Annotated in this window: 20 protein-coding genes; 11 read left to right on the top strand and 9 right to left on the bottom strand. The window is 59.8% G+C overall.

Annotated elements, in window-relative coordinates; translation table 11 throughout:
- Nucleotides 1-81 precede the first annotated feature (81 nt).
- The 5 genes from D8U82_RS08405 (at nucleotide 82) to recX (ending at nucleotide 3,334) form a co-directional block, all read left to right on the top strand.
- Complete coding sequence (locus D8U82_RS08405; protein ID WP_125925218.1) at nucleotides 82-648, top strand: glycoside hydrolase family 19 protein; 567 nt, start codon at nucleotides 82-84, stop codon at nucleotides 646-648.
- Nucleotides 627-1,145, top strand: a complete 519-nt coding sequence (locus D8U82_RS08400) for a lysis system i-spanin subunit Rz (RefSeq protein ID WP_130887811.1) — start codon at nucleotides 627-629, stop codon at nucleotides 1,143-1,145. Before D8U82_RS08405 ends, D8U82_RS08400 begins: the two co-directional genes overlap by 22 nt.
- 67 nt (nucleotides 1,146-1,212) lie before the next feature.
- Entirely contained in the window at nucleotides 1,213-1,713 is a 501-nt protein-coding gene (locus tag D8U82_RS08395) for a CinA family protein (RefSeq protein WP_130887812.1), read from the top strand.
- 83 nt (nucleotides 1,714-1,796) lie between these two features.
- Nucleotides 1,797-2,855 carry a recombinase RecA gene (gene recA, locus D8U82_RS08390; protein WP_024011876.1) on the top strand — a complete coding sequence of 353 codons (1,059 nt, stop codon included), beginning with the start codon at nucleotides 1,797-1,799 and terminating at the stop codon, nucleotides 2,853-2,855.
- Between the two features lie 8 nt (nucleotides 2,856-2,863).
- Nucleotides 2,864-3,334 carry a recombination regulator RecX gene (gene recX / locus D8U82_RS08385; RefSeq protein ID WP_130902022.1) on the top strand — a complete coding sequence of 157 codons (471 nt, stop codon included), beginning with the start codon at nucleotides 2,864-2,866 and terminating at the stop codon, nucleotides 3,332-3,334.
- 59 nt (nucleotides 3,335-3,393) lie between these two features.
- Here recX and D8U82_RS08380 read toward each other — a convergent pair whose 3' ends face one another.
- Nucleotides 3,394-4,509: a TIGR00730 family Rossman fold protein gene (locus D8U82_RS08380; protein WP_130902021.1), complete on the bottom strand. Its 1,116-nt coding sequence runs from the start codon at nucleotides 4,507-4,509 to the stop codon at nucleotides 3,394-3,396.
- Nucleotides 4,510-4,850: 341 nt separating this feature from the next.
- Here D8U82_RS08380 and D8U82_RS08375 point away from each other — a divergent pair, with 341 nt between their 5' ends.
- A complete protein-coding gene (locus D8U82_RS08375; protein WP_016770569.1) occupies nucleotides 4,851-5,048 on the top strand; it encodes a hypothetical protein in 198 nt (65 codons plus the stop codon).
- Here D8U82_RS08375 and D8U82_RS08370 read toward each other — a convergent pair whose 3' ends face one another.
- Nucleotides 5,049-5,474, bottom strand: coding sequence for a PA3611 family quorum-sensing-regulated virulence factor (locus tag D8U82_RS08370; RefSeq protein ID WP_007908738.1), 426 nt, complete (start codon nucleotides 5,472-5,474; stop codon nucleotides 5,049-5,051). It lies immediately after the preceding gene.
- Nucleotides 5,475-5,663: 189 nt separating this feature from the next.
- Between D8U82_RS08370 and D8U82_RS08365 the strand changes: the two genes are divergently transcribed.
- The 3 genes from D8U82_RS08365 (at nucleotide 5,664) to D8U82_RS08355 (ending at nucleotide 7,720) form a co-directional block, all read left to right on the top strand.
- Nucleotides 5,664-6,410, top strand: coding sequence for a tRNA-uridine aminocarboxypropyltransferase (locus D8U82_RS08365; protein WP_122882023.1), 747 nt, complete (start codon nucleotides 5,664-5,666; stop codon nucleotides 6,408-6,410).
- Between the two features lie 223 nt (nucleotides 6,411-6,633).
- On the top strand, nucleotides 6,634-7,284 hold the full coding sequence (erdR, locus tag D8U82_RS08360; RefSeq protein WP_130902020.1) for a response regulator transcription factor ErdR: 651 nt from the start codon (nucleotides 6,634-6,636) through the stop codon (nucleotides 7,282-7,284).
- 73 nt (nucleotides 7,285-7,357) lie between these two features.
- Nucleotides 7,358-7,720: a diacylglycerol kinase gene (locus D8U82_RS08355; protein WP_016771411.1), complete on the top strand. Its 363-nt coding sequence runs from the start codon at nucleotides 7,358-7,360 to the stop codon at nucleotides 7,718-7,720.
- Here the strand turns inward: D8U82_RS08355 and D8U82_RS08350 are convergent.
- Nucleotides 7,717-8,643, bottom strand: a complete 927-nt coding sequence (locus D8U82_RS08350; RefSeq protein WP_024011881.1) for a LysR family transcriptional regulator — start codon at nucleotides 8,641-8,643, stop codon at nucleotides 7,717-7,719. The genes D8U82_RS08355 and D8U82_RS08350 overlap by 4 nt on opposite strands.
- A 132-nt stretch (nucleotides 8,644-8,775) precedes the next feature.
- On the opposite strand from D8U82_RS08350, the gene fpr reads away from it, so the two are divergent.
- Complete coding sequence (gene fpr, locus D8U82_RS08345; RefSeq protein WP_007908723.1) at nucleotides 8,776-9,555, top strand: ferredoxin-NADP reductase; 780 nt, start codon at nucleotides 8,776-8,778, stop codon at nucleotides 9,553-9,555.
- A gap of 173 nt (nucleotides 9,556-9,728) precedes the next feature.
- Here fpr and tsaA read toward each other — a convergent pair whose 3' ends face one another.
- The 6 genes from tsaA to rimO form a co-directional block, all read right to left on the bottom strand.
- A complete protein-coding gene (gene tsaA / locus D8U82_RS08340) occupies nucleotides 9,729-10,427 on the bottom strand; it encodes a tRNA (N6-threonylcarbamoyladenosine(37)-N6)-methyltransferase TrmO (protein ID WP_130902019.1) in 699 nt (232 codons plus the stop codon).
- Between the two features lie 166 nt (nucleotides 10,428-10,593).
- Nucleotides 10,594-11,364, bottom strand: a complete 771-nt coding sequence (locus D8U82_RS08335; protein WP_122698383.1) for an SDR family oxidoreductase — start codon at nucleotides 11,362-11,364, stop codon at nucleotides 10,594-10,596.
- A gap of 166 nt (nucleotides 11,365-11,530) precedes the next feature.
- Nucleotides 11,531-11,998, bottom strand: a complete 468-nt coding sequence (locus tag D8U82_RS08330; protein ID WP_016771408.1) for a DUF1456 family protein — start codon at nucleotides 11,996-11,998, stop codon at nucleotides 11,531-11,533.
- A 70-nt stretch (nucleotides 11,999-12,068) separates the two neighbouring features.
- On the bottom strand, nucleotides 12,069-12,779 hold the full coding sequence (locus tag D8U82_RS08325) for an rRNA pseudouridine synthase (protein ID WP_130902018.1): 711 nt from the start codon (nucleotides 12,777-12,779) through the stop codon (nucleotides 12,069-12,071).
- A gap of 191 nt (nucleotides 12,780-12,970) precedes the next feature.
- Entirely contained in the window at nucleotides 12,971-13,444 is a 474-nt protein-coding gene (locus tag D8U82_RS08315) for a GNAT family N-acetyltransferase (protein ID WP_110645929.1), read from the bottom strand.
- 218 nt (nucleotides 13,445-13,662) lie between these two features.
- Entirely contained in the window at nucleotides 13,663-15,000 is a 1,338-nt protein-coding gene (gene rimO, locus D8U82_RS08305) for a 30S ribosomal protein S12 methylthiotransferase RimO (protein ID WP_024011887.1), read from the bottom strand.
- A 289-nt stretch (nucleotides 15,001-15,289) separates the two neighbouring features.
- On the opposite strand from rimO, the gene D8U82_RS08300 reads away from it, so the two are divergent.
- The gene (locus D8U82_RS08300) at nucleotides 15,290-17,191 is read left to right on the top strand and encodes a potassium transporter Kup (protein WP_024011888.1); all 1,902 of its coding nucleotides are present in this window, start codon (nucleotides 15,290-15,292) and stop codon (nucleotides 17,189-17,191) included.
- Nucleotides 17,192-17,373 lie beyond the last annotated feature (182 nt).

Genomic DNA, 17,373 nt, shown 5'->3' with positions numbered 1-17,373 from the left:
AACTCCGGAAAACAATGGCTGGCAAGCATCAGCCGCCAACCATGATTCAATCGGGACAACATCCAGGGAGGATCAAGCATCATGCAATTAACTGAAAAACACCTTGTCGACATCATGCCCACCGCCCGCTCCCAAGCGGGCGTTTTCGTTTCGGCCCTCAACACCGCGATGGCCAGACATCGCATCGATACGCCGAAACGTATAGCGGCGTTCCTCGCACAGGTCGGCCACGAGTCGGGACAGTTGCGCTACGTGCGCGAACTGGGCAACAACCAGTACCTGAGCAAATACGACACCGGCACGCTGGCGCTGCGTCTGGGCAATACTCCGGAAGCCGACGGCGACGGGCAAAAGTATCGCGGGCGTGGACTGATTCAGATCACCGGCCGGGCAAATTATCGTCAGTGCAGTCTCGGCTTGTTTGGTGATGAGCGTCTGTTGTCGTTGCCCGAACTGCTCGAACAACCGCAGTGGGCGGCCGAATCGGCGGCGTGGTTCTGGGCGCAGAAGGGCTTGAACGAACTGGCCGACGCGGACCAGTTCAACACCATCACCCGGCGGATCAACGGCGGGTTGAACGGCTTGCAGGATCGACTCGAGATCTGGGCACGGGCGAGGGCGGTGCTATGTCCGGCTCCTGGCGGGTGATTGGCCTGTTGTTGCTGGTGGCGGGGGCTTTCGCCGCGGCGTGGCAGTTTCAGGACTGGCGTTACGGGCGGCAATTGGCCGAGCAGGCTCGGTTAAACGCCGAATCCCTCAATCAACTGACGCAGACCGCCGCGACCGCACAACAGGCCGAGCAGGACAAACGCCTGGCGCTGGAGCAGCTGCTCGCGGCCAGTGAACAAACCCATTATCGAGCGCTGAGCGATGCCCAACGTGATCAGGATCGCCTGCGCGATCGCCTTGCTACTGCCGATGTGCGGCTGTCAGTCCTTCTCGACGCCGACGACGTTGCCCACGGCTGTGCGCTGCCAGCCACCGCCGGCACCGGCGGCGTGGATTCTGCAACCGTACGCGCCCGACTTGACCCGGCGCATGCTCAACGAATTATCGCCATCACCGACACCGGCGACCGTGGATTGATTGCGTTGCAGGCCTGTCAGGCCTATGTCAGAGCGTTGGCGCCCGAACATCTTGAATGATCTTGTGTATTGAAAGCATGGTCGGCTCGTGTACGGTGAAGGCATTCCACACGATCTGGAGCTCGCCGTGAAAGAGACCACCCAACTGGCCGCAGAACTGGGCCGACGTCTGCAAGTGCTCAATGCCCATGTCACCACCGCCGAGTCTTGCACCGGCGGCGGGATCTCCGAAGCGATCACGCGGATTCCAGGCAGTTCGGCCTGGTTTGAAGCGGGGTACGTGACGTATTCCAATCGGCAGAAAACCCGGCAGCTGGATGTGCCGGGCGATTTGTTCGAGACGGTAGGGGCGGTCAGTCGCGAAGTGGTCGAGGCCATGGTGCGCGGTGCGCAGCAGCACAGCCTGGCGCATTTTGCCGTGGCGGTCAGCGGTGTCGCCGGCCCCGACGGTGGCACACCGAACAAGCCAGTGGGCACGGTATGGCTGGCCTGGGGTGTTGGCGACGAGGTTTACAGTGAGGTTCAGCACTTCCCCGGCAACCGTGATGAAGTCCGCCGACAAACGGTGAAGGCCGCGCTAGAGGGGCTTGTGCGACTAGCGGCACGAGAAATCGAAAATCAGGGGTAGGCGATCTTCGAACGCTGTGGAATAATACTGGCTACTTATACAGGTGTTGGCCGTCAGGCCTTATTGATTACGTGAGGACTTTAATGGACGACAACAAGAAGAAAGCCTTGGCTGCGGCCCTGGGTCAGATCGAACGTCAATTCGGCAAGGGTGCCGTAATGCGTATGGGCGATCAGGACCGTCAGGCGATCCCGGCCATTTCTACTGGCTCTCTGGGTCTGGACATCGCACTCGGCATCGGCGGTCTGCCAAAAGGCCGTATTGTTGAAATCTACGGTCCTGAATCCTCCGGTAAAACCACGTTGACCTTGTCCGTGATCGCCCAGGCGCAAAAAGCCGGCGCGACCTGCGCATTCGTCGACGCCGAACACGCGCTCGATCCAGAGTACGCCGGCAAGCTGGGCGTCAACGTCGATGATCTGCTGGTTTCCCAGCCGGACACCGGCGAACAGGCCCTGGAAATCACCGACATGCTGGTTCGCTCCAACGCCGTTGACGTGATCATCGTCGACTCCGTGGCGGCACTGGTACCGAAAGCTGAAATCGAAGGTGAAATGGGCGACATGCACGTCGGCCTGCAAGCGCGTCTTATGTCTCAGGCGCTGCGTAAAATCACCGGTAACATCAAGAACGCCAACTGCCTGGTCATCTTCATCAACCAGATCCGTATGAAGATCGGTGTGATGTTCGGCAGCCCGGAAACCACCACTGGTGGTAACGCGCTGAAGTTCTACGCCTCGGTTCGTCTCGACATCCGCCGTACCGGCGCGGTGAAGGAAGGCGACGAAGTGGTCGGCAGCGAAACCCGCGTCAAGGTTGTGAAGAACAAGGTGGCTTCGCCGTTCCGTCAGGCCGAGTTCCAGATTCTTTACGGCAAAGGCATCTACCTCAACGGCGAGATGATCGACCTGGGTGTGCTGCACGGTTTTGTCGAGAAGTCCGGCGCCTGGTACGCCTACGAAGGCACCAAGATCGGTCAGGGCAAGGCCAACTCGGCCAAGTTCCTGGCGGACAACCCGGAAATTGCCGCGAAGCTCGAGAAGCAGCTGCGTGACAAGCTGCTGTCGCCAGCGGTGATCGCGGACTCCAAGGCCTCGGCGGTCAAAGAGACCGAAGACGACCTGGCCGACGCTGACCTCTGATACCAGCGATGACCACCGCCGTACTGGATACCCTCGTCGCGGTGCGGCGAACCGCCATGGACCTGCTCGCACGTCGCGAGCATGGTCGAGTCGAGTTGACGCGTAAGCTGCGTCAGCGCGGCGCCGAGGCGGAGCTGATCGAAACAGCCCTCGACCGTTTGACGGAAGAGGGGCTGCTTTCCGAAACCCGTTACCTTGAAAGTTTTGTCTCCTACCGTGCCCGTTCCGGCTATGGCCCCCTGCGAATTCGCGAGGAGCTCAGCCAGCGGGGTTTGCAACGTACCGATATCGAAATCGCCCTGCGCGAAAGCGGTATCAACTGGCAGGCGCAGCTTCAGGATACTTGGCAACGCAAGTTCTCCGGACATTTACCGATTGATGCGAAAGAACGGGCCAGGCAAGGCCGGTTTCTGGCGTATCGGGGGTTCTCGATGGAGATGATCAACCGCTTGTTCAGCGGTCGAGGGATGGACGATTAGACCGATTCAACAAAAAAGGCCCGCTATTTTTTAGAAAATAGCGGGCCTTTTTTTTGCCTTCAAATTACGTTGAAAGGCTCGCGTGAGCGTTGTGCAGTGGGCGGTTTTGAATCGGCCCAGTTTTCCGGCAGGTTGATGAAGTCCACCAACTCCCTCAGACGACCATGGGTACGGCCATTGAAGGCAAACGCCAGCCGTGCCAGATGGCTGAACTGTGCATCGTCGTGTTCTTCACCGCTGTAGGCGTGTTGATGAAACTCGTCGCTCAGGCACAGATCAGCGAATTCCTCCTGCATCTGAGCCAGCGCCTGGTCGCTGAGCTTGTGGTTCATGCGAATCACAAACTGCCGCTTGAGCCAGCGACTGGAGTGGAAGTTGCTATAGAACTGATTGATCTCGTTCACCGCGTCTTCAACGCTGTAAACCAGTCGCATCAACTTCATATCGGTCGGCAGGATATAGCGGTTTTCTTCCAGCTGATTGCGGATGAAGTCCAGCGCTCCCTGCCAGAAGTTACCGCCCGGAACATCCAGCAACACCACCGGCACCAATGGGCTTTTGCCGGTCTGAATCAGCGTCAGCACTTCCAGCGCTTCATCAAGGGTGCCGAAACCGCCCGGGCACAGTACCAGCGCGTCTGCCTCTTTGACGAAGAACAGTTTTCGGGTGAAGAAAAAGTGGAAGGGCAACAGATTGTCGGTGCCGTTGACGGTGGGGTTGGCATGTTGTTCGAAGGGCAGGGTGATGTTGAAACCCAAGCTGTGATCTCGACCGGCTCCTTCGTGGGCGGCGGCCATGATGCCGCCGCCGGCGCCGGTGATGACCATCATGTCCGCACGCGTCAGCGCTGCGCCGAGTTCGCGGGCCATCGCGTATAGCGGATGTTCCACTGGCGTACGTGCCGAGCCGAACACGGTGACCTTGCGCCGGCCCTTGAACTGTTCGAGCACACGGAACGCCTGCTCCAGTTCACGCAGGGCTTGCAGGGTGATCTTGGCGTTCCAGCGGTTGTGGTCTTCCTGAGCCATCCGCAGCACGGTCAGGATCATGTCGCGGTAGATGGGGATGTTCGGGCTGTCGGTGGAAACACGGTTGAGTTGGGCTTCGACCTGGCTGATGAGGTCGCCGCTTTCCTGAAAATGACGGCTCAAGAGGTCATTCGGTTGATAAGGCATTCAACGTCTCCTTCTGTACAGAGCGGTTAGCCCTGACAACCAGCGTCCGGGTCGCACTGCAAAAACACACAGGGCCGGCAGTTCCATTTCTGCCGTTAACGAATGATCGGGAATCCTCTCAATCTAGACCCTCGCACGCATTCGCGCTGACTTGAACAGTGCGCTGTAACGTTTTGCCTGGCAACCGCTTACTGATTTGCGCCAAAGCCCCGCCGCTCGTCTGAACGTATCGCAAAGGGCCATCACTCTGATTTACTCAAATACAGACGTCGCAAGACAACCTTGCGTTTGCGCAAGGCAAAGCAATTTATGGATTCGTGGGTGGCAAGGAGGCGGGATGCATGGTCAGAGTGGTTCTGGAGATCGATACTCAGCTGTATCGAATGTTGCAGGAGTCGGCCGAGACGCATCAATTGAGTCTCGAAGAAGAGTGCTGCCGACGATTGGCCGGCGGCGAACGTCGCTCGCGCTATCTGCAGGCGCTAGTGGCGGAACTGCGCGCCGAGGATGAACAGCGGCGCGCCAAGGCTTCGCGCTGATTACTTCTTCTTCGCTGGCGCGGCTTTCGGGCAATCGGATTCCTGATAGCTGGCCGAACCGATCGCTTTGTTGGTTTTCACTTCGGTGAAGTCGTAACGCATGATCGCGCCCTTGGCCATCAGCTTGCGATACGACGGGTTGTTGCAGACCGACGCGCCCAACTGGAAATACACAGCCTTGGGATCGGCGCGCATCTTGTCGGCGTGGCTCTTTTGCACGCTCAGATGGTTGATCAGCTGTGTGCCTTCGACGGTGTAGCCTTGATCAAGAATGTCTTCATTGATCGCCCGTGGCGTGCCGACGCTGCTTTGGGCGGCGACGTTGCGCAGCTCTCGGTTCAGATTCTGCTCACTCAGGGACGCAGCCTGAGCGGTAAAGGACGACGCCAGCAGAATGGCAGCGGTGGGAACGATAAGGCGCAGCATGAAACTCTCCTGATTCGGTGACTGGTGCTTCGACCCGTCACGGGGCGGTGCGTTCAGTGGCGGCGAATTATAGGGGAGCCGGTCTGGACGGTACAGGCTTGTGGCCGTCGCTCTGGTAAACTGCCGGCCTTTATAGCCCTGCCGAGTGTCGTTCGTGTCGAGTTTTCCTGTCTGCTGGTGTTGCCTGCGATGATCCATGCCCCCAACGCCGTGGCCCGCCTGCGCGATCAGCGCGAGGACGAAGGTATCAAGCCGATTCAGGCGCGCGGCTTTCGCTCCGAGCGTTGCCGCGATTGCCGGGTCATTATCAGTCATTGCCTGTGCGCGTGGCGGCCAAGCGTCGACACCCGTTCCGGCGTGTGCCTGATCATGACTGGCAAGGAAGTGTTCAAGCCAAGCAACACCGGTTGGCTGATTGCCGACGTGGTGCGCGACAACCACGCGTTCATCTGGTCACGCACCGAGCCCGACCCACAGATGCTTGCACTGCTCAACGATCCGCAGTGGCAGCCGTATCTGGTGTTTCCGGGTGAGTATGTCGAACCGTCGCGGGTGACCAACACGGTGACAGTCGATAGCAGCAAGCGCCCGCTGTTCATACTGCTGGATGCAACCTGGACCGAGGCGCGCAAGATCTTTCGCAAGAGTCCGTATTTCGACCGCTTGCCGATCCTCAGCCTGCTGCCCGACAAACTCTCGCGCTATCGCCTGCGCCGTTCGACCCGCAGCGAGCATCTGTGCACCGCCGAAGTCGCGGCGTTGTGCCTGGAATTGGCCGGTGACAGCGATGCCGCTTCGGCGCTGGATGCTTATTTCGATGTGTTCAGCCAGCATTACCTCGGTGCCAAGCAGCAACTGGACATGAATGAATCAACGCCCGCTCACGCCGAGCTGCTGCCCTATATACGAAAGCCGCAGCCGGAGTTGGCCCGATAGTGGCCCATACTGTCGACAGCGCTGGCCATCTTGCTTGACCACCCCGGCTGCGCTGGGCATGCTTGGCGCCGATTAGGGTGCGGCCAAGGTTTGAGACGCCGTGTTTGCTGTTGATTGGCGTCGAACGTGCCCCTGTGGATATCGCTTCCAAGCGCTGTCTCGAGTTGCTTTGGCCAGACCGGAATCTACCGCGTCTGCCATCAAAAACAGGATCATTTGAAAAATGGCCACATACGACATCCTGATTGCCGATGATCACCCCCTGTTTCGCAGCGCCTTGCACCAAGCGGTGACGCTGGGCCTTGGCTCGGACGTGCGACTGGTGGAAGTGGCGAGCATCGCCGAACTGGAAGCGCGCCTGACCGAAAAGGCTGACTGGGATCTGGTCCTGCTGGATCTGAACATGCCCGGCGCCTATGGTTTTTCCGGGCTGGTGCTGCTGCGCGGGCAGTATCCGCAGATTCCGGTGGTTATGGTCTCGGCCCAGGAAGAAGCTTCGGTGATGGTCAAGTCCCGCGAGTTCGGCGCCAGTGGCTTCATTCCCAAATCCAGCGATCTGAGCGTGATTCAGCAAGCGGTGCGCAAGGTGCTCGATGGCGACGTGTTCTGGCCGCCGCAAGCGTTCGAAGCGGTGAGCGTGTCGGATGAGGCGAAAGCTGCCAGCGATGGCCTCGCGAGCCTGACGCCGCAACAGTTCCGGGTGCTGACCATGGTCTGCGAAGGTTTGCTGAACAAGCAGATCGCTTATGAGCTGAGCGTGTCGGAAGCGACCATCAAGGCCCACGTCACCGCGATCTTTCGCAAATTGAACGTGCGCACTCGCACGCAAGCGGCTTTACTGCTGCAACAACTTGAGTCAATTCCCAGCCAGTGATGGCTGGCGGTTTCACGCTTTTTTGACTTTCGTTGATCTAGCTTCCCCACTCCTTTTTGGCTGGTTTTTCCTTATGTCACCTTTCAAGGGCCAGACCGGCCTGAAACGCATCCTCAACGCGTCCGGCTATTCGCTCGACGGCCTGCGCGCCGCCTTCACCGGCGAAGCGGCGTTCCGTCAATTGGTGCTGCTCAACGTGGTGCTGATTCCGCTGACATTCTTCCTCAATGTCAGCCGGGTCGAGCAGGCGGTGTTGATCGCGGTTTGCTTGCTGGCGCTGATTGTCGAGCTGCTCAACTCAGCGGTGGAAGCGGCCATTGATCGCATCTCGCTGGAATTGCATCCGCTGTCGAAGAACGCCAAGGACATGGGCAGCGCCGCGCAGTTCGTGGCGCTGAGCATGATCGGACTGGTGTGGGCGGTGATTCTGCTTTAAGCGATGGTCGGCAAGACGATCTCGTCGCTGCGCTGCACCCCGGCGGTGAAAGCGCGACACAGCTCGAGAAACTCGCGCATGGCCGAGGTCTGGTATTTCTGTTTGTGCCAGATGAAATAGAACTGCCGGGCCAGGTCCAGATCCGGCGTCTCCACCGGCACCAGACTGCCGCGCCGGAAGGCATCGCGCAGCGCCAGCCGCGAAATGCAGCCAATCCCCAGCCCTGATTCCACTGCGCGCTTGATCGCTTCGGTGTGTTCCAGCTCGAGACGAATGTTCAGCGCGCTGCGATGGTGGCGCATGGCCTGGTCGAAGGTCAGCCGCGTGCCGGAACCCTGTTCCCGCAGAATCCATGCCTCATGGGTCAGTTCTTCCATCGTCGCACTGCCGCGCTTGGCCAACGGATGCTGCGGCGCACAAAACACCACCAGCTCATCCTCGACCCAACTCTGCACTTCGATGTCCGGGTGGCTGCAATCGCCTTCGATTAGACCCAGATCAATTTCGTAGTGGGCGACCTGCTGCACGATATTGGCAGTGTTCTGCACGTGCAGCTTGACCTGACTTTCCGGGTGGCGCTGCATGAAGCTGCCGATCAGCAGGGTGGCCAGATAGTTGCCTATGGTCAGCGTCGCCCCCACTGATAGAGAGCCGAAACCGGATTTGCCATTGAGCAGGTCTTCGATTTCCTTGGCCTGGTCGAGCAGGGCGACCGCTTGCGGCAACAGTTGTTTGCCCAGGGCGTTGAGGCTCAGGCGTTTGCCGGCGCGGTCGAACAGCTGGCAGCTGGACTGGCGCTCGAGCTCGGTGATCGAAGTGCTGGCCGCCGATTGCGAGAGGTTGAGCAGACCCGCAGCACGGGATACGCTTTCCTGCTGGGCGACGGCGACGAAAACTTGCAGTTGACGGAGAGTAAATCGCATATCGATATAACCGATAACCCTTATCTTAATAATCCAGTTAACAGATATTGTCGTCGCTATTAGAATGCGATGCAATTGCGCACGTTGAGCCTCATTGAGCCGCGCAGACCAATCTCCAGGAGTCAAACGTACATGAGCAACATGAACCACGAGCGTGTCCTCAGTGTTCATCACTGGAACGACACTCTGTTCAGCTTCAAGTGCACCCGCGATCCGGGCCTGCGCTTCGAGAACGGTCAGTTCGTGATGATCGGCCTGCAACAGCCCAACGGCCGCCCGCTTATGCGCGCTTACTCGATCGCCAGCCCGAACTGGGAAGAGCATCTCGAATTCTTCAGCATCAAAGTGCAGGACGGTCCGCTGACCTCCCAGCTGCAGCACTTGAAGGAAGGCGACGAGATCATCATCTCGAAGAAGCCTACCGGCACGCTGGTTCTCGATGACCTGAACCCGGGCAAGCACCTGTACCTGCTCAGCACCGGCACCGGTCTGGCGCCGTTCATGAGCGTCATTCAGGACCCGGAAACCTACGAGCGCTTCGAAAAAGTGATCCTGGTTCACGGTGTGCGTTACGTCAACGAAGTCGCCTACCGCGAATTCATCACCGAGCACCTGCCGCAGAACGAGTTCTTCGGCGAAGCGCTGCGTGACAAGTTGATCTACTACCCGACCGTGACCCGCGAGCCGTTCGAGAATCAGGGCCGCCTGACTGACCTGATGCGCAGCGGCAAGCTGTTCAGCGACATCGGCCTGCCACCGATCAACCCGCAGGACGACCGCGCGATGATTTGCGGCAGCCCGAGCATGCTCGACGAGACCAGCGAAGTGCTCGACAGCTTCGGCCTGAAGATCTCGGCGCGGATGCGCGAGCCGGGTGATTACCTGATCGAGCGTGCGTTCGTCGAAAAATAACCTGCGATACCTGTGGGAGCGAGCCCGCTCGCGAATGCGGTCTGTCATCAACGTTGATGTTGCATGACACGACGCCTTCGCGAGCAGGCTCGCTCCCACAGTTGGTTTTTCGGTGTGAGAGTAAAAGCCCGCGTTGCCTGAGAAGGCAGCGCGGGCTTTTTCGTTTGCGGGCTTTATGCCTCGGCCGGGATGACTTCCAGCACGCGGATCTGTTCGGGCGTCGGGTAATGCCAGCGCACGTCCAGATCCCAGAACTGCGCGCCATATTCACGTTCTGGTGCCGGTGTCTGATACGCCGGGCGCGGATCCTGCGCCAGGCACTGCTCGATCAGCTCAACCAGCGGCTCGTCGAGGCGCTGAGCGTGGGCGTGTGCCTGTTTCAAAGCCGAATCCGCCCACTGCACGTCGATCAAGTGCGGCGCGGCGCTGGCGATGTCATTGGTCGCCCCAGGGATGATGTCGGCATATGGCACATAGGGTTTGATATCCAGCACTGGCGTGCCGTCGAGCAGATCGATGCCGGAAATAAACAGGCGATTGCCTTCGATTTTGTCCAGCTTCACCACCGATTGGCCGATGCCGTTTGGCCGGTGCGTGGCGCGGGTGGCAAACACGCCCATCGACTTGTTACCGCCCAGGCGAGGCGGGCGCACTTTCAGGCGCGGTTTGTCTTCGAGGGCTTGGTGGAACAGAAACAACAGCCACACATGGCTGACCTGCTCCAGCCCCTGCACGGCGTCACCCTGGTCGAACGGCGCGACCAGTTCCAGCACGCCACGGGCGGCCGGGGCCAGTTGCGGTTGGCGGGGGATGGCGAACTTCTCCTTGAAGCAGGAGCGCACGAAGCCGATGGGGGAGACGCTGTAAGTCATGGTCTGGGATCGAAGCGGGTAGGGCGGGCATGATAACCCGGCTCGCTTCAAGTCTGGTGGTGACAGGGCTGGCCTCTTCGCGAGCAGGCTCGCTCCCACAATGTAGCTGCGTCGTGTATGAAATCCCTGTGGGAGCGAGCCTGCTCGCGAATGCCGCACCGCCGACCTACAGACTGAACCCTCCATCCAGCGGAATGATGTTCCCGGTCATATAAGCCCCCGCCGTACTCGCCAGGCTGATCGCCAGCGCCGCCATCTCTTCCTCACGCCCCCAGCGCTTCATCGGAATCAGCGCCGTATCCTCAGCCAACGCCTGTTCATCATTACCAATATGCTGGGTCATCTTGCTCGGAAAGCGACCCGGCGCAATCACGTTGACGTTGATGTGCTGGCTCACCAGTTCTCGCGCCAGAATGCGCGACAACTGATGCAGGGCGGCCTTGCTCGGCCCATAGGCATACGCCTGCTCGCCAAATGAAGAAATCCCCGCCACAGAACCGATATTGATGATCCGCGCCGGATTTGCCGCCGAACCAGCCTTGCGCAGCAACGGCAGAAACTGCTGAATGCAACTGAACACCGAGGTCACGTTGAGCTGCATGACTTTCTCCCAGCCCTTGACCGGATAACTCTCCAGCGGCGCGCCCCACGTGGTGCCCGCATTGTTCACCAGAATGTCCAGATGAGTGATCTGCTCACCCAGACGCGCGGCCAATTCCCGCACGCCTTCTTCGGTCGCCAGATTCGCCGCCACGCCGTGGCAACTGCCCAGCGCGCCAAGTTCTTCGGCGGTTTGCTGGCAGGCTTCAACGTCGCGCGAGCACACGTAGACATGGGCGCCGGCCTCGACGAACGCCTTGGCGATCATCTTGCCGATACCACGGGTGCCGCCGGTCACCAGAGCGGTGCGGCCTTGCAGGGAAAAGTAGGGATGCATGACGAGTCCTGAAGATTAGGGATCAGTACACCCTAGTCGTCAGCCGCGAAAAGCGGAGCCATTATTTTTGCAGGGAATGAGGGGCCATGCGGCCAGCTTCGAGTTGCAAGCCACAAGCGGCAAGTTAAAGCAGGGGCTAACTTGCCGCTTGCAGCTTGTAGCTGCTTTACGCTCTCACGCGCAGCGTGAGCCCTTTGAGAAAGTTACGCAGCAACTGGTCGCCACACGGGCGATAGTTGGTGTGGCCGACCTTGCGGAACAGCGCGCTCAGTTCAGGCTTGGATACCGGAAACTCGGCTGCTTTAAGAATCGCGTGCATGTCGTCTTCTTTCAGTTCGAAGGCCACGCGCAGTTTTTTCAGGATGATGTTGTTGGTCACCGGCACTTCGATCGGTTGCGGCGGACGGCTTTCGTCCTTGCCGCGCTTGAAGATCACCAGACCGTCGAGGAAGTGCGCGATGACTTCGTCCGGGCAACGTACGAAGCCTTCTTCGTCTTCTTCTTTCTTGTCGAGCCAGGTGATGACATCGGCGAGTGTGACGTCCATGCCGCCCAGTTTGATGATCTCGACAACTTTCTTGTCGCTGATGTCGAGCATGTAGCGCACGCTGCGCAGTACGTCGTTATGAACCATGTCGGTATTCCTGATGCGTTGTGGGCAGCGCTCGTAAGCACTGCCGAAATGTATGGCGGCAGTGGAAGTTCTAGAACTTCTCTTTGCCGGACAGGTAGCGCCATTGGCCAACCGGGACCTTGCCGATCGACACGCCGCCGATGCGGATGCGACGGATGCCGATGACCTTCAGGCCAACCGCTTCGCAGAACTGCGCAATGATTCCCGGCTGCGGGTTTTTCATGGCGAAGCGCAGACGGTTTTCGTTCTGCCAGCTGGCCTTGACCGGCGGCAGCTCCTTGCCCTTGTGCGTCAGGCCGTGTTGCAGGCGGTTGAGGCCGTGGGCAGCCATCTCACCTTCGACTTCGACGATGTATTCCTGCTCGATCTTCGCAGCGTCGGCGGTGAGCTTGCGCAGGATTTTCCAGTCCTGGGTGAACACCAGCAGGCCGCTGGCCTTGGGCTGCAGGTCGGCGTTGGCGGTCAGGCGCAGGAAATGCCCGCGCAACGGGCGCTTGCCGTAGCGATGCTCTTCGCTGAGGGTTTCGGCGCTGAGCGATTGCATGGCGCTGTCGACATCCATGCCGGCGGGCGCGTTGAGCAGGATGGTCACCGGCTCCGGCGCAGTGGCCTTGGCGTCCTTGTCGAGCTCGACCTTTTGCTCGCCGACCTTGAATTGCGGCTCATCGATGACTTCGCCGTCCACGGTGACCCAGCCGCCCTCGATGAACAGCTCGGCCTCCCGGCGGGAGCAACCGACCAGTTCGATGAGGCGTTTGGAGAGGCGAATCGGGTCAGTCATGACGGGGCCGTAACAAAAAAGGGGTGGGCATTGTACCTGTGTGGAAGCGGTTAAGCCCGGTTCCATTTGCAGGCGCTGTATTCAATGTGGGAGCGAGCCTGCTCGCGAAGGCGTCCTGCCAGTCTATGTGTGCAGTGACTGGTACACCGCATTCGCGAGCAGGCTCGCTCCCACAGGGGTTCCATGGTGTGTCAGCCGTTGCCTGAGCGCTGTTGAGACTGCCGCAAGCGCATATGCAGCAGCGGATACGGCTGGCCCATGCCATCGACCTCGGAGCGGCCGATCACTTCAAATCCCTGCTTTTCATAAAAGCCCAAGGCTTGCGGGTTCTGCTCATTGACGTCGAGTTCATCGGCATTGAGCCGTTCGATCGCATAGCGCAGCAATTGCTTGCCCAGTCCCTGACCACGATGATCAGGATCGATGAACAGCATTTCAATCTTGCCCGCCGCCACACCGGCAAACCCGGTAATGCGCTGCTGGCGATCCTTGGTGCAGATCAACATCACCGCATCCAGATAGCGGGTGAGCACCAGATTGCGCAGCAGCTCGATATAGCTGTCCGGCAGGAACTGGTGAGTCGCACGGACCGAGGCCTCCCAGACCCGGGTCAGTTCTTCGTAATCGCTGATTTTCGGTGTGTGAATGACCGAATGCTGACGCATGTGCGTGTGCCTCTTGTGCGGTTCAAGGGAGTCCGTCCCCCGCTAAACGATAGCCGCAAAAAAGCCCCGTATCTCGGAAAAGAGCGGGGCTTCTGGATACAGCGCTATCCCCCTGTGGGAGCGAGCCTGCTCGCGAAGGCATTGTGTCAGGCAATATTTACAGCGACTGACCCAGCGCATTCGCGAGCAGGCTCGCTCCCACAGGTATTTTGCGGTGCTTAGATCTGCTCAGCCCACAAATCATATTCGTCGGCATCAGTCACCTTGCACCAGACCTTGTCGCCCGGCTTCAGGTTGCTGCCATTGTCGATAAACACGTTGCCATCGATTTCCGGGGCGTCGAAGAAGCAGCGGCCAACCGCGCCTTGTTCGTCAACTTCATCCACCAGCACTTCGATCTCACGACCGATGCGCATTTGCAGGCGTGCCGAGCTGATCGCCTGCTGGTGCGCCATGAAGCGCTCCCAACGATCCTGCTTGACGTCGTCCGGTACCACTTCCAGATCCAGATCATTCGCTGGTGCGCCGTCCACCGGCGAGTACTGGAAGCAGCCGACGCGGTCGAGCTGGGCTTCGGTCAGCCAGTTAAGCAGGTACTGGAAGTCTTCTTCGGTTTCGCCCGGGAAGCCGACGATGAAGGTCGAACGGATGATCAGGTCCGGGCAGATTTCGCGCCAGTTCTTGATGCGCGCCAGGGTCTTGTCTTCGAACGCCGGGCGTTTCATCGATTTCAGGACTTTCGGGCTGGCGTGCTGGAACGGGATATCCAGGTACGGCAGGATCTTGCCGGCGGCCATCAGTGGAATCAGCTCGTCGACGTGCGGGTACGGATAAACGTAGTGCAGGCGGACCCAGACGCCCAGCGTGCTCAGCGCCTCGCAAAGCTCGGTCATGCGGGTTTTCACCGGCGCGCCGTTCCAGAAGCCGGTGCGATATTTCACATCAACGCCGTAAGCGCTGGTGTCTTGCGAGATCACCAGCAGCTCTTTGACGCCGGATTTCACCAGGCGCTGAGCTTCGTCGAGCACATCACCGACCGGACGGCTGACCAGTTTGCCGCGCATCGACGGGATGATGCAGAACGAGCAGCTGTGGTTGCAGCCTTCGGAAATCTTCAGGTAGGCGTAGTGGCGTGGGGTCAGTTTGATGCCTTGCGGCGGCACCAGGTCGATCAGCGGGTTGTGATCCTGACGCGGCGGCACCACTTCGTGCACGGCGTTGACCACTTGCTCGTACTGCTGCGGACCGGTCACGGCGAGCACGCTCGGGTGTACGTCGCGGATGTTGCCTTCTTCCACGCCCATGCAACCGGTGACGATGACCTTGCCGTTTTCCTTGATCGCTTCACCGATCACTTCCAAAGATTCAGCCTTGGCCGAATCGATGAAGCCGCAGGTGTTGACGACTACAACGTCGGCGTCCTGATAGGTGGACACCACGTCATAACCTTCCATGCGCAGCTGGGTCAGGATGCGCTCGGAGTCGACCAGTGCTTTCGGGCAACCCAGAGATACAAAGCCAACCTTTGGATTGGCCGGCGCAGGAGTGGTGGACATGTCTAACCTCGGTGTTTTGTGACGTCGCTTGCTTGATGCGCAAGCCGACGGATGGGCGCTTGAGATGCGCCTCTGATCAAAAAGTGCGCAATTCTAGCGGCGGGCAACGCACTTGACCAGCTTTATACGGGGAAATACGACGAGTGCTGCGCTATGCTTCGCGCCGTTGAGCTTTACCGATTTCGTGCAGTCAATCATTGGTCTGTAACAACAGGTAAAACAGCGCATGCTGCAACTCAAAGCATAGTGCTTCCTTCAAAGAAGCCGGTATCGAGATCAGGAGTGTTGGATGGGTCAGGCAAGTAGTCATGCGGCGGGCGCCGAGGGTTCGGCAAGCAGACCGCTGAGCATGCTGGTCGCGGCGGTCGGGGTGGTTTATGGCGACATTGGCACGAGCCCGTTGTACACCCTCAAGGAAGTGTTTTCCGGCGGTTATGGTGTGCCGGTCAATCACGACGGTGTGCTCGGCATTCTGTCGTTGATCTTCTGGTCGCTGATCTGGGTGGTCTCGATCAAATACATGATGTTCGTCCTGCGCGCCGACAACCAGGGCGAGGGCGGCATCATGGCCCTGACGGCACTGGCACGGCGGGCAGCGGCGGGGCGCAAGCGCCTGCGCACGTTGTTGGTGGTGTGCGGGCTGATCGGCGCGGCGCTGTTCTATGGCGACAGCATGATCACCCCGGCCATTTCGGTGCTGTCGGCGATTGAAGGCCTCGGCCTGGCGTTTGAAGGCATCGATCACTGGGTGGTGCCGCTGTCGCTGGTCGTGCTGGTCGCGCTGTTTCTGATCCAGCGCCACGGTACCGCGCGGATCGGCATTCTGTTCGGGCCGATCATGGTCACCTGGTTCCTCGTCCTCGGCGCCCTCGGTGTGTACGGCATCAGCCACACCCCGGAAGTGCTGCACGCGCTGAACCCGATGTGGGCGGTGAATTTTTTCGTCGTGCACCCGGGCATGGGCGTAGCGATCCTCGGCGCGGTAGTGCTGGCGCTGACCGGCGCCGAAGCGCTGTACGCCGACATGGGCCACTTCGGCCGCAAGCCGATCGCTCGCGCCTGGTTCCTGCTGGTGCTGCCGGCGCTGGTGCTCAACTACTTCGGCCAGGGCGCATTGCTGCTGGAAAACCCTGACGCAGCGCGTAACCCGTTCTACCTGCTGGCACCGAGCTGGGCGCTGATTCCGCTGGTCGGCCTGTCGACCCTGGCCACGGTGATCGCCTCGCAAGCGGTGATTTCCGGCGCGTTCTCCCTGACCCGTCAGGCGATCCAGCTCGGTTACATCCCGCGCATGTACATCCAGCACACCTCCAGCGACGAGCAGGGCCAGATCTACATCGGTGCGGTGAACTGGGCGCTGATGGTCGGCGTGGTCTTGCTGGTGCTGGGCTTCGAATCCTCCGGTGCACTGGCCTCGGCCTACGGCGTGGCAGTGACTGGCACGATGCTGATGACCACCATTCTGGTGTCCGCCGTGATGCTGCTGCTGTGGAAATGGCCACCGATCCTCGCGGTGCCGGTGTTGCTTGGCTTCCTGCTGGTGGATGGCCTGTACTTCGCTGCCAACGTGCCGAAGATCGTTCAGGGTGGCGCGTTCCCGGTGATCGCCGGTATCGCCCTGTTCGTGCTGATGACCACCTGGAAGCGCGGCAAACAACTGCTGGTCGAACGCCTCGACGAAGGCGCGCTGCCGTTGCCGATCTTCATCAGCAGCATCCGCGTGCAACCGCCGCATCGCGTGCAGGGCACCGCCGTGTTCCTCACCGCCCGCTCCGACGCCGTGCCCCACGCGCTGCTGCACAACCTGCTGCACAACCAGGTGCTGCATGAGCAAGTGGTGTTGCTGACGGTGGTCTACGAAGACATCCCGCGTGTGCCGCCATCGCGGCGCTTCGAGGTCGAAGCGCACGGAGAGGGTTTCTTCCGGGTGATCCTGCACTTTGGTTTCACCGACGAGCCGGACGTGCCGCAAGCGCTGAAGCTGTGTCATCTGGATGATCTGGACTTCAGCCCGATGCGCACAACCTACTTCCTCAGCCGCGAAACGGTGATTGCCTCGAAACTGGAAGGCATGGCGCGTTGGCGTGAGGCGCTGTTTGCGTTCATGTTGAAGAATGCCAATGGCAATTTGCGGTTCTTCAATCTGCCGTTGAACCGAGTGATCGAGTTGGGGACGCAGGTGGAAATGTAAGCCTCGCTTCAACTGAAAAGCCCCCGTCAGCTTCAAGGCTGGCGGGGGCTTTTTTGTGCCCGCACATAAACCTCGAACCCACGCAAATCCCCTGTGGGAGCGAGCTTGCTCGCGAAGGCGTAGTGTCAGTCGACAATCTGTTAACTGACCCTCCGCATTCGCGAGCAAGCTCGCTCCCACAA

Source organism: Pseudomonas sp. Sample_23 (assembly GCF_004307595.1).
GTDB lineage: Bacteria > Pseudomonadota > Gammaproteobacteria > Pseudomonadales > Pseudomonadaceae > Aquipseudomonas > Aquipseudomonas atacamensis.
Note: the sequence above shows the minus strand (reverse complement) of the source record. Positions and strands in the feature narration are given on the sequence as shown.